Source organism: Chryseobacterium sp. UF-290 (assembly GCF_058245615.1).
Genome location: NZ_JBSICB010000006.1, coordinates 152958 through 166226, shown reverse-complemented (window position 1 = coordinate 166226; position 13269 = coordinate 152958). Strand labels below are relative to the sequence as shown.

Genomic DNA, 13269 nt, shown 5'->3' with positions numbered 1-13269 from the left:
AACACATATGACTAATAACCTCCCAAAAATTTCTTCAGCTTATCAATCTAAGCTGGTTTCCGCAATTGTATCGGTTTCCATCTTTTTTCTGATCTATTTAATGCTTATACTGGTCTCTCTTCTGATGGTTTTCCTGTTAGGATATGGTGCCATAAAACTGTTGAGTATTAAATTCAATTATTTTACGATTTTTGGAGCTGCAGGATTATTAAGTATTGGTGTTTTTGTATTTATCTTTCTAATCAGATTTATTTTCAGAAAAAACAATTACAGTACACGCCATCTGATAGAGGTGACACGTTCTCATCAGCCTGACCTTTTTGACATTATTGACGAAATCGTAGCGGAAACAAAGGTTCAGGCTCCCAAGAAAGTCTTTCTTTCACCGGAAGTGAACGCCAGTGTAAGCTATAATTCTATTTTCTGGAGCATGTTTTTACCGGTAAAGAAAAACCTTACAATCGGAATGGGACTGATTAATTCAACAAGTGCAGGAGAATTGAGAACCGTCCTTGCCCACGAGTTTGGCCATTTTTCTCAAAGAAGCATGAAAGTAGGCGGCTATGTGAATCAGGCCGAAAAGATTATTTTTGAAACGGTGTATAATAATAAGGATTATGAGAATTTCATTATGGAATTTTCAGGAGGAAATGCATTGTTTAAAATTTTCGGGATGATCTCCGTAAGCTTTATCAGTGCTTTTCAATACATCCTGAAAAGTATCTCAAACTTTCTTTTTAAAAACCATGCTTCCCTGCAAAGAGAAATGGAGTATCATGCTGATGCTATATCAACTTTCGTAACGAATCCCCACGAACAGATTTCATCCTTATTGAGATTGGAATTGAGTGATGCCGCCCTTAATTATTCTCTCAATTTCTATATTGAAAGCAATCAGAAGTACCTTCCCAAAAATATTTATGAAAATCAGATTTCTTTAATGAAAATTTTCAGCGAAAGAAATAATCATCCTTATGTAAACGGGCTCCCACAGATAGATGTGGAAGACCTTACCCGCTATAATAAATCCAGAATTGAGATTGAAGACCAATGGGCATCCCATCCCGATATCGTCAAGAGAGTTGAAAGGATCAAAAAAAACAAAACCCAAAATACAGCCAGAGACCACAGACCTGCCGGAGAAATGATCAGAGGCTTTGAAAATATTTGTGAATCTCTTACAGCAAAATATCTTACGCTGTTAGGAATAAAAAATGTTGGAGAAGTTATTGATGGTAAAACCTTTACCACGCTCTATCTGGAAAATTCCGATTATCAGAATCTGATTTCCGGTTTTAATGGATATTATGAAAGACATAATCCTGTTTTAGAAAATATCGAAGCTATTATTCCGGATTCCGGGCTTCATCATGAATCTGACTTTTTCAGTGATAAGAAGGTTTCCCTGGTGTATGAAAAAGCGGGAATAGAAAGAGATCTGCAAACTTTAAAATATTTGGTTTCCCAACCAAAGGAAGTTAAAACATTCAGATATGACGGCACTTTACACAAAGCGAAAGACGCCGGAAACATTATTCCTCAACTTGAAAATGAGCTTAAAAAAGTGACGGCTGAACTTACTGACAATGACAAATCTATTTTTCAATATTATTACAGCATATGCAGTGAAGAGCACAAGGTAAGCCTATTAAGCAAGTACAAAAAAATGGCAGCAATAGACAAAGAATTTGATGAATTTCAGGAGAGCCTTAATGAATTTATCATATACTTACAGTTTATGACGGTTACCTTGCCTTTTGAAGAGATCCGTAAGCACAGAGCAAAGCTTTTGAAAGCAGAAAAGCCGTTTAAGCAAAAGATCAGAAATTTTCTCGAAGGTTCAGCTTATGGAGAATTGCTGACGGATGAAGAAAAGGATCTTCTTCAGCAATTTGTAAATTCTGAATATATTTATTTCAACAATGACCGGTACCTCCAGAATGAGGTTGATTCCATATCATTACTGATTGAAAAATACCAGGCTCTTTTAAATAATTATTACCTTAATGCAAAGCAGGAATTGTTGAATTTCCAGTCAGAAGTAAGCAAAGCCTCTTAATCCGCACCAGGGAAATCATACGTCTTCACGTGATGATCTGTACCATCAATGTTGATATTCAGAGCCAGATAGATGAAATGTAAATTTTTATTTCCTTTTGCTTCAAATTCACGCTGCCAAAGGTATCCGCTCACAATTCCAAAATACTCATCGATCTGATAGCCGAAACCGCCATAGACTCTGTTTCTGGCAAAAGTAGGCTTCATCGGGGTTACAAAGAAGATTTCATCATAAGCATTGGCAAAGATCGTCCCCGGCTTGATCTTTTTTGAATTTAGCGGAACGCTTACATTCAGGCGGTAACGATAGCGCATTCTCTGAGAGGTCTTGTCGGTTTTTGGCTCATAGAACCAACTTTTTTCAGCACGGAAACGGTTTTCAAATTTCACGATCCCTTTTTTGATATCAATGATATCCTGGAGCCATACCCTGAACTCTTCCCTGCTTAAGCTGTGGTCTTTATAATTGACATATCTTCCAAGTCCTACGAAAGGTTTATGATTTTGGGTAAGATTATACCCCAGCCCTCCTTTTATTTCATAATAATCGGGATAGGTATAATCTTCGTTACCACGCATCTGCCCTTCCGCATAGAGGAAAAATTTTGGATGAAACTTGTAGGTCAGCGTTACTGCATTGAAGCTGGAAATGTGTTCCTGAGCTTTAAAAAAAGAAATACCAAACAGCAGCCCTAAGCCTAAAAGACGTTTCATAAAAAATTTTTGCAAATGTAATTTTTTTAACAATTTGTTAATATTAAGTTTAATTCATATCAAATTAACATCTACTTAACATTGATTATATAAGAAAACCCAATGTGGAACCACCTTTGAGGCATGGCCACTCCAAATGCTTCCGTATATTTTGTATTCGTAATATTATTGATCAGAACATAGACTGAATAATCTTTTTGCGTAAAGCTCAATTTTTCATCAAGAAGGTTATAGGTTCCCAGGTTCACCCTTTCATTATAGCGGTAAACAAGCTCATTGGTAAAGCTTTTCAGGAATTTCACTTCCAGTTTGGAAATAAACTGATGTCTCAGGTTATCCAGAATATATCTTGAAACCAGGCCATTCGTTTCTTCATACTTACTGTCAATATAGGTATACCCAACTGTGTATTTCAGCCAGTCCATTGGCCTGTGGCTCCATTCTGCTTCGATCCCTTTCGTCTTAATATCTCCCACATTCTGAGCAAACCAGACTTTATCAGCAGCTTCATTTTTAACCCAATCAATAGAATTGCTGGAATTCCTTAAAAATCCGCTGACCTTAGCTAAAATTCTGTTATTCTGATACTGATATCCCACCTCTGACGAAACCGCATTTTCAGGCTGTAAATCCGGATTCCCCTGTTCAGTTTTACTCACATAATAAAGATCGGTAAAGGTTGGTACACGATGCACTTTTGCGATATTTCCATACACCTTGCTGTTAGGGCTAAAGTTATATCCTACATCAAGTCCCGGATAGAAAAAATTTCCTTCTTCAGAATAGTTAGCCCATGAAATTCCCGGGCTGATGTTTAATTTTTTATCCAATAATGAGAAATGGTGCTCAAAGAAAACCTGAGAAACAAAGCGGTTCCTGTTTCCTAAATTACTGCTGACCAAGAACTCTTTTCTCAATTCAACGCCAATTCCGGTGGTTCCTAATCCCCATTGATAGCTTGAATTCACTTCTCCACCTACATTATTTCCTATATGCATATTCCTGTATGCCTGAGGATTTTGTCTGGTATACAGATACATATCCTGTCCTCTTCTCCAGTACACATTGGAATTCAGCTTCAGTTTCCCAAAAGTCTGCTGATGAGCTAAGCTCACAATAGAAGCCTGGGTTGCTTCATATTGCTCCGTAGCGTCTTTGGATGCATAAAAACCATTGGCGCCAAACTTCTTTTCTGAAAAACCGGCCTGCAGTCTAAGGTCTCCGTTTTTAATATTCAGTTTACCCTGGTAAAATACATTCCTGATCTCATAATCGGTATTGTACATATAACCTTCTGAAGCAGCAGTATTAGCGTGAAGGGAATTTGAAAATTTTTCATTACCGATCTGGGCATTGAAGCCTAGTCCGTAAGAGCTGTAATCTCCGCCTTCTGCACTTATTTTAACCTTTTTTCCGGGACTTGTTCTCGTAATGATATTGATTACCCCGGCATAGGCATTCTGCCCGAAACGTCTGGCAGCAGGTCCTTTGATGATCTCGATCTTTTCAACATCTTCCAGATCCACAGGAATATTCATCGTATTATGTCCTGTCTGCGAGTCATTCATTCTGATCCCGTTCAGCAATAATAATACCTGCTCAAAAGAGCTCCCACGAAAACCTATATCACTCTGAACTCCATTGGCGCCTCTTCTTCTGATATCCATTCCCGGTACCTGCTGAAGGATCTCATCAATACTTTTAGCCGGAGAATTGGCAATTTCCTCCCTGGTGATAACACTGATATTCTGATTGGCACTTTTGTAAGGTGTAGAGATAAATTTCCCCTGAAATTCAATGCTTTCAATATCCGTTGTCTTCTCCTGCGCATGTACCCAAAGTAGAGATCCCAGAAAAAAAGCACTTCCTATCTTTTTGATCATAATCGTTTTCGTAGTTTTTAATAACAGGATTCAAAAGTAAGGGAGTTCACCTAGACAGGCAAATGATACTTGTCATAAAAAACAGGTAATATTGTAACTTAAAAACAACTTAAGAGTCTGTTTAAATTTGTATTAAAATATTATTTCCCGCTGATTTTGCAGATCTCGCTGATTTGATTTACGAATAATGATCTGCTGAATCTGCAAAATCAGCGGGAAAATAAAAAATAAAGCGTTAAATTAATTAGACAACATTATGAGCAATTAAATTTAAACAGGCTCTAAGTGTTTACTCTTTTTAGCTTTTGTAATTTTCATTGGAAAAGCTTAAACAGCTTTTATAAAAAAACAGTAGTGAAAGTTTATTTTTAATATAAATTCAAAAACGGTTTACATCTTTAATAATCTCAAAACTTTTGCACATGATCCAAAAAAATCGTGCATTCTGAGGTAGGGAATAAAAAAGCTATCTCGTGATGAGATAGCTTGTGTGAGGGGAGTTAATTATCTTTTTCTCATTAAATGTGTAACTAGATCTCTGAATAATTTTCTCATTTCTATATTACATATTTATGAATACAATTTTAACAAATTTTAAAATATAAAACAATACCCCAATAAAAAAAGGTCATAAAAATTGTGAAATTATTTCAAATACAATAACAAAGAAAAGCGAGAACGGAATAAGTCCACAAACAGCATTCTATTTTTTTCTATCATTGGTATTTTTTCTTCACCATCCCTCCATTGATTATTTACAGTCATATCATTTTAGTCATCAGGGAAAGCTATCATTTTCACTAAAAATTTCGTAATTTTGTGGGTCTTAATTTTACGATGAAAACATTCTTTTCAGCTGTATCTTTGATCAATAAGTTATGAACCGGAACAAGCTGAAAATATATTTATAAGTTCAATTGATGACGACGGGCCTGGAATATTCCACGGCAAACACCATTACCGCGGTCATAATACTGCCCCGGTTACTTTTATGAATGAACAAAATATGGCTAACACTACAGAAATCGATATAAAAAAACAGATCTACGTTAAGAATGCACACCTTAACAATCTGAAACATATAGACGTCCTGATTCCCAAAAATAAACTGATCGTTATTACGGGAGTTTCAGGAAGTGGTAAATCATCTCTTGCCTTTGACACCATCTATGCGGAAGGACAGAGAAGATATGTTGAAAGCTTGAGCTCTTATGCACGTCAGTTCTTAGGCAAACTTGAAAAACCTAAGGTAGATGATATCAAAGGGCTCGCCCCTTCCATTGCGATCCAGCAGAAAGTAATCTCCTCCAATCCGAGATCTACCGTAGGAACCTCTACAGAGATCTATGATTATATGAAGCTTTTATTTGCCCGGATCGGGAAAACCTTTTCCCCGGTTTCCGGTGAGGAAGTGAAAAAAGATTCAGTTTCGGATGTGGTGGATTTTATTAAAGCATCCAAAAAAGATTCTTCTTTTCTATTGACCGCCCCATTGGAATATGATGCTGACAATTTTAAGGAAACATTGAAGATTTTAAAACTGGCAGGTTTCACAAGACTCGAAATCAATGGCAATGTAGCGGGAATCGAAGATCTCGAAAGCTTTGGTTTCGTTCCGGAAAAAGGGATGAATATCAATCTGGTAATCGACCGTTTTTCCTATGAAGAAGATGAAAGCTTCTTACAGCGACTTGCGGATTCTATTCAGATGGCATTTTATGAAGGTCGTGGTTACTGTTCATTAAAGAATGCAGACACAGGGAAAGTAAAAGAATTTTCCAATAAATTTGAACTGGACGGGATGGAATTCCTGGAACCGAACGTCCATTTTTTCAGCTTCAATAATCCATATGGAGCATGTCCTGCATGTGAAGGCTATGGAAAAGTAATCGGAATTGATGAAGATCTTGTAGTTCCGAACAAAACACTGTCGGTCTATGAAGACGCTGTTGTCTGCTGGCGAGGTGAAACCATGAGCGAATGGAAGAAAGACTTTATCAAAAAGGCAGGAGACTTCCCTATCCATAAACCTTATCATCAGTTAACCAAAGAACAGAAGAACTTCCTTTGGAAAGGTGACGGAAGAAGCAATTTCCCATGTATTAACAATTTCTTCAAAATGCTTGAAGAAAACCTGTACAAGATACAATACCGCGTGATGCTTTCCCGCTACAGAGGAAAAACCCTGTGCCCGACCTGTGAAGGATTAAGGCTGCGTGAAGAAACAAGCTGGGTAAAAGTGAACGGACATAATATCCAGTCCATGATCGAGCTTCCACTGGATGAGCTTGAACCCCTTATCAATGGGTTAAAGCTTTCTGAGCATGATAAAGAAGTAGCCAAAAGATTATTATACGAAATCACAACCCGACTGGAATTTTTACTTAAGGTCGGTTTAGGATACCTGACATTAAACAGGACCTCCAATACCCTATCAGGAGGTGAAAGCCAAAGGATCAACCTTGCCACAAGCCTGGGAAGTTCTCTGGTAGGTTCTATTTATATTCTTGATGAGCCTTCCATCGGTCTCCATTCTAAAGATACGGAAAACCTCATCGATGTATTGAAGAATCTTCGCGATCTTGGAAATACCGTCATTGTTGTAGAGCATGATGAAGACGTGATGAGAGCAGCCGATTATATTATTGATATCGGTCCGGAAGCGGGCTATCTGGGAGGTGAGCTTGTATTTGCCGGAGATTATAAAGATCTGAAAAAAGCCAATACCCTTACCTCAGACTACCTTACAGGAAGACTGGAAATAAAAGTTCCTGAAAAACGCCGAAAAGCGAAAGAATGGATCCACATTAAAGGTGCACGTCAGAATAACCTCAAGAATATAGACGTAGATGTTCCTTTAGAAAGCCTGGTGGTGATCTCAGGAGTTTCCGGAAGCGGAAAGTCTACTCTGATGAAGGAAATTCTGACCAATGATATCCAGATCCAGCTGGGAATGGGTGGTAAAAAAGGAGATTATGATTCAGTTGAGTTTCCGAAAAAACTGATCAAAAACATAGAGCTCATTGACCAGAATCCCATCGGAAAATCTTCCCGTTCGAATCCGGTTACTTATCTGAAAGCGTATGATGACATCCGTGATCTTTTTGCCAAGCAAAAGGTGGCAAAAATGATGGGTTACAAGCCGAAACATTTTTCTTTCAACGTAGACGGCGGAAGGTGTGACGAATGTAAAGGTGAAGGGGTGATCAATGTTTCTATGCAGTTCATGGCAGATATTGAGCTTGAATGTGAAGTATGTAAAGGAACACGCTTCAAAAGTGAAATCCTTGAAGTAAAATTTGATGAAAAAAGCATCTCCGACATCCTTCATATGACCGTAGATGAAGCATTGGCCTTCTTTAAAGATAATAATGAAGAGAAAATTGTAACAAAATTAAGACCGTTACAGGAAGTGGGATTAGGCTATCTACAGCTGGGACAAAGCTCTTCTACCCTTTCAGGTGGTGAGGCACAGCGTGTGAAGCTGGCTTCATTTCTTGTAAAAGGAGTAACAACGGATAAAACCCTATTTATTTTTGATGAGCCTTCCACTGGTCTTCATTTCCATGATATCCAGAAATTGCTGAAGTCGCTACAGGCATTGATAGATCTTGGACATTCCGTAATCGTTATCGAGCATCAGCCGGATATTATCAAATGTGCCGATTACATCATTGATATCGGTCCGGAAGCGGGAAAACATGGTGGAGAAGTTGTTTTTGCCGGAACCCCTGAAGATCTGACAAAAAATAAAAAATCTTATACCGCAAAATACATTAAAGAAAAGCTTGAGCAATAAATGATAAGGCGACTGTTTCAAAAGCAGTCGCTTTTTTATGGCCCCATTCCGACAGAATAATGATGGCAGACTTTTTGAACAATCGGTAAAGATCCGACGAGTATATTTTTATTCATTTTAAAAATTTATTTTATGCCTTGGAATCCGGAATTATATGACCAGTACAAAGATGTACGCTACCAACCTTTTTATGACCTGGCAGCCCTTATCAAACCTGAAGACAATATAAAAGCTGTTGATTTAGGATGTGGTACAGGAGAGCAGACTTCTATTTTAGCAGAAAAGCTGACAGGATCTACATTTTCAGGAATTGATTCGTCTGCAGAAATGCTTGAAAAGTCGAAAAAGTACGAAAATGAAAACCTGTACTTTAAGCTTCAGACTATTGAAGAAGCTGTGAACTCAGAACAAAAATATGATCTGGTTTTCAGTAATGCGGCTTTACAGTGGGTGGATGATCATGAGACTTTATTTCCTCAAATCATCAGGTTATTATCGGGTACTGGCCAGCTGGCAGTCCAGATGCCTGTTCAGAATGAAAATATTCTGAATCAGATTCTGATGCAGATGATAGATGAAGAGCCTTACAGATCGTATCTAAACCATTTTAATCGCAGCTCACCGGTACTTTCAATGGATGAATATGCGCAGATTTTATTTGACAACGGAATCCGGGATATTAACATCTTCCAGAAGGTATATCCTATCATTGCGGATGATCATGAAGCTTTATATGCCTTTATTTCAGGAACCACATTACTTCCCTACCTGGAGCGTCTGGAAGGAGAACAGAAAGAAATATTCATTGCGGAATTTAAAGCACGTATCGCCCAAAGGTTTACAAAATATCCGGCCATCTATGCATTTAAGCGCATATTGATCTATGGCCGTAAACAATAAGATTATAAACAGGATGTCAATCGATTCTTATATATTCTGAATTGGATGCAAATACTTGCTCATCTTTTTTATTTTAAAATAATGAATAGAGAGACTCAGAAATTGAGTCACCAGTTTTCAGATTTAAAATAGTGCCTGAATGGGTAATATGTACTACGAGATAAGTTAATTTATTTTCAAATTACAGAACTCAATTTTTTTATTCACAACTGCATTTTAGCCTATAGAATTTTTATCTTCGAAAAATGTAAAAAACTATATAACTAAAGCTAATCATCTCTATGAAATATAAAAAAGCATCCCTCCCGCTTTTCATGCTTTTACTTCTTATTAATTGCTCGGTAAAGAAAAATATCCGTTCATATGGTGAATACGAAGTCAAGCTGGATACTTTAACCTTATTTGACCAAGGCAGGAACCGGAAAATCCCTGTTGCTTTTTACAGTCCGAAAACAACCGGACAATTACCCAACCAGCAGGTTATTATTTTCAATCATGGATATGGTTTTAATAAAGGCGGAGACTATTTTGCCTATTCTTATCTTACTGAAAAGCTGGCTTCAAAAGGATATTTTATTGTAAGTATTCAGCATGAACAGGCGACAGATCAGCTTTTACCTACTGAAGGAAATCTGCAGATCGTAAGAAGGCCTTTCTGGCAGCTTGGTTCGGATAATATACTATATGTTTTAAACGAGCTTAAAAAGACTAGACCTGATCTTGATTATAAACATCTTTCTCTGATCGGGCATTCCAATGGCGGCGATATGGCTGCTTTGTTCGGTAATCAGCATCCTAACCTGGTGTATAAAATCATTACTATGGATAACAGAAGGATGTTTCTTCCGAGAACATCTATTCCTAAAATTTATACACTCCGATCCAATGATTACCCGGCCGATGAAGGTGTTTTACCTGATGATAATGAGCAAAAAAAATACCATATGACCGTACAGCCTACTTCGATCAACCATAGCCATATGGATAACAAAGGCAGCGATGAGGAAAAGAAAATCCTGAATGAATTTATACTGAAATACCTTGACGAACAGTAAATCTCTTTTCTCTATTTTTTATCACAATTAATGACATAAAGAAGTTAAGCCATGCTATCATTGACAGTACATAACCTGTTTTTAGAGCCTGTTTAAATTTTATTTGGAAAAAAATTATATTTTCTCTCGCTGATTTTGCAGATGACGCAGATTTTATGGATGGACTAAACCTTATAGGTTTTAAAGCTCATGCATATTAAAACCTATAAGGTTTGATCTGACAATTCTCCAAAGATCTCAGATTCTTATGTGCAAAAAATCTGCTCAATCTGCGGCATCTGCGAGAACAATTGAAATCTTTTCAACGATGTGATATGGATACTGAAGCTTCCATAAAGCCGATTATCAGCTTATCTTCAGACTTATCCACAATAAAATGTGGATAACTTGTGAATTTTAACATTTAATTCATATTTCGTATTAAAAATATCACTACATTTACTATGTAATAAAAATCGAAGTGGAAACTTTATTTGCTTTTCTTACTACTATTGAAATTGCAATTAAATTTGAAATAAAAATTTAAGCACAGCATTGTCGGCTGTGCTTTTTATTGTTGTCTAATTAAAAAAATGAGATGTTTTATCTACTGAATCCGCTCCTAAAGAGCGGGTTCTTTTATTATAAGCGATCCTGACAGATGAAGAATGATCAGTAATGAGAGTTAATAATGAGCAATGATAACATTCACTAACCAGCTTTATTATCTTATCACTTATACTTTGTTACCACATTCATATTTTATCGTTAAAGAATAATTTGTAAATTTATTTTTTTAAAGGCCTTATAGTTCAACGGATAGAATAAGAGTTTCCTAAACTTTAGATCCAGGTTCGATTCCTGGTAGGGCTACTTTTAAACACAATAATAAACTGTTTTTTTAAAACATTACACTTTACATCTCCCACAGTTTAATAAAACACCTATTTAAAAACTAAAGAAAATATATACAACGCAAAAATTAAATAAATAAACAGAAATGGAAGATTGTATATTTTGTAAAATAATAAAAAGACAGCTGCCGGCAAGTATTGTTTTTGAAAATGATGTTGTCATTGCATTCATGGATATTCAACCGGTCAATCCCGGACATGTTTTAGTAGTGCCCAAAGTGCATCATGAACTGATTACCGAGCTCGATCAGAATCTTACCGGAGAATTATTCAGGATAGGAACCCAAATCAATGCTGCCATTCGGAAATCCGGAGTAAAATGTGAGGGAGTCAATTACTTTTTAGCGGATGGAGAAGCTGCCGGACAGGAAATTTTCCATGTTCATTTGCATGTGTTTCCAAGATACTTAGGGGATGGGTTCGGACTACGACACAGTGAAGAATATTACCGTTTACCACAACGGGAATCGCTGGATGAAACCGCTAAATCCATATGTGAAAATTTGTAGTAGGAAATAAATTTGAGGGATAGCTGATATTCCGATTCCACATTTATTCGGGATTGACTACTAATTTTCATTTAATATAAGAATTTAATGGCTAATCATTTTGTCTGATTAATTTAACGCTTTATTTTTTTTATTTTCCCGCAGATTTTGTCGATTTAGCAGATCATTATTCGTAAATCTAATCAGCGAGATTTGCAAAATCAGCGGGAAATAATATTTTAATCCAAATTTAAACAGGATTTAAGGGTTTTTAGATACTTTACCTCCGGTTTATTGTATCTTTACACCTCGCGAAATTGTACAGACTTACAGAAACAGGAATTAATGGAACAATTTGAACTCCCCGTAACCTATAAAGGTCAGGATCTTCTTTTCAACGGAAGACTGGCAACATTTACCTATGGATACAAATTCTATGTGGATATCAATGGTGCTGAAGTAATCTTTGAGCGGGATGACGAGGGAAATTTGCGGGCAATGCTACCGGAAAATGTTTCAGATACAGCCATAGAAAAAGGACTTATCGAAGCGGTTATTGAAATGTTTAATGACCTTCAGGTTCTGTGATATAATTTCCTTTTTGGGTTATCTTTTACTCATCCCTCACTGCCATCCGGTAAGCTTTAAGACTTTGCCCTTTATGTCTTTTAAAAAACTTATTGACATGGCTTTCATCAGCAAAACCGAATTCATCCGCAATCTCATGAACTCTTTTGTCACTGAAGCGCAGTCTGTGCTCTATCAGCCTTATCCTGTATGAGGAAATATACTGTTGTATGGATTCATTACATTGTTTACGGAAATAGCTTCCCAGATACGTGGAAGACAATCCGAACTTTTGGGCGATAACCTCCACTTTCAGAAGACCGGGCTGGCGGATATGTTCCTGAATGTAATCAAGAATATGCAGTATTCGGCTATCCGCATTGGGAGAAATGTTCTGAGGTTTGGTAATGTCGATATTTCTGGCTGCAATGACAATAACAGCATTCACCAGATGGCGGGTAAGATCTTCGTTATAAACAGACTGATGCTCTGTAGCCTGCTGTAAGTTCCTCATTAAAAGACTGACCATCATTTTGTCATCGTTGTTGGCAAGTACAGTACCGGATAGATGAGAAGCATAATACAAAAGACATTCTATATGATCTATACTTTTCCACTGGTATTCCCTGATATAATTTTCACCAAAACGGATGACCATAAATTCACAAATGCCGTTGAGATTGAATCCATGGCAGTCGTTAGGCGTAATCAAAAACAGATCACCCGCAGAATAAGAAATCCTGTTCCCGTTCACCACATGATCTCCGATGCCGGAAATGACATACACCAGCTCGAAAAAATTGAACTGTCTGTCCTTCAAAGGGCATTGATCTATTTTTTCATAGAATACTTCAAGGGATTGGTATATATTTTCTCTGGCCATATTGCAAAGATACCTAAACAAGCTTAAAA

9 protein-coding genes and 1 tRNA gene are annotated in these 13269 nt (G+C 37.0%); 7 read left to right on the top strand and 3 right to left on the bottom strand.

The window, feature by feature from the left end:
• Nucleotides 1–7 precede the first annotated feature (7 nt).
• Entirely contained in the window at nucleotides 8–2059 is a 2052-nt protein-coding gene (locus AC4IF5_RS09380; protein WP_490733854.1) for a M48 family metallopeptidase, read from the top strand.
• Here the strand turns inward: AC4IF5_RS09380 and AC4IF5_RS09375 are convergent.
• On the bottom strand, nucleotides 2056–2772 hold the full coding sequence (locus AC4IF5_RS09375; protein WP_490733852.1) for a DUF2490 domain-containing protein: 717 nt from the start codon (nucleotides 2770–2772) through the stop codon (nucleotides 2056–2058). The genes AC4IF5_RS09380 and AC4IF5_RS09375 overlap by 4 nt on opposite strands.
• Nucleotides 2773–2843: 71 nt before the next feature.
• On the bottom strand, nucleotides 2844–4655 hold the full coding sequence (locus AC4IF5_RS09370) for a TonB-dependent receptor plug domain-containing protein (protein ID WP_490733850.1): 1812 nt from the start codon (nucleotides 4653–4655) through the stop codon (nucleotides 2844–2846).
• Between the two features lie 1006 nt (nucleotides 4656–5661).
• On the opposite strand from AC4IF5_RS09370, the gene uvrA reads away from it, so the two are divergent.
• The 6 genes from uvrA (at nucleotide 5662) to AC4IF5_RS09340 (ending at nucleotide 12378) form a co-directional block, all read left to right on the top strand.
• Nucleotides 5662–8454, top strand: coding sequence for an excinuclease ABC subunit UvrA (gene uvrA, locus AC4IF5_RS09365; RefSeq protein WP_490733848.1), 2793 nt, complete (start codon nucleotides 5662–5664; stop codon nucleotides 8452–8454).
• 132 nt (nucleotides 8455–8586) lie between these two features.
• Nucleotides 8587–9354, top strand: coding sequence for a methyltransferase domain-containing protein (locus AC4IF5_RS09360; RefSeq protein WP_490733846.1), 768 nt, complete (start codon nucleotides 8587–8589; stop codon nucleotides 9352–9354).
• Nucleotides 9355–9635: 281 nt separating this feature from the next.
• On the top strand, nucleotides 9636–10409 hold the full coding sequence (locus AC4IF5_RS09355) for an alpha/beta hydrolase (RefSeq protein WP_490733844.1): 774 nt from the start codon (nucleotides 9636–9638) through the stop codon (nucleotides 10407–10409).
• A gap of 780 nt (nucleotides 10410–11189) precedes the next feature.
• A tRNA-Arg gene (locus AC4IF5_RS09350) sits at nucleotides 11190–11261 on the top strand.
• Nucleotides 11262–11388: 127 nt separating this feature from the next.
• A complete protein-coding gene (locus tag AC4IF5_RS09345) occupies nucleotides 11389–11811 on the top strand; it encodes an HIT family protein (RefSeq protein WP_490733842.1) in 423 nt (140 codons plus the stop codon).
• 324 nt (nucleotides 11812–12135) lie between these two features.
• Entirely contained in the window at nucleotides 12136–12378 is a 243-nt protein-coding gene (locus AC4IF5_RS09340; RefSeq protein ID WP_490733840.1) for a hypothetical protein, read from the top strand.
• A 25-nt stretch (nucleotides 12379–12403) separates the two neighbouring features.
• Here AC4IF5_RS09340 and AC4IF5_RS09335 read toward each other — a convergent pair whose 3' ends face one another.
• Nucleotides 12404–13240: an AraC family transcriptional regulator gene (locus AC4IF5_RS09335; RefSeq protein ID WP_490733838.1), complete on the bottom strand. Its 837-nt coding sequence runs from the start codon at nucleotides 13238–13240 to the stop codon at nucleotides 12404–12406.
• Nucleotides 13241–13269: the final 29 nt, after the last annotated feature.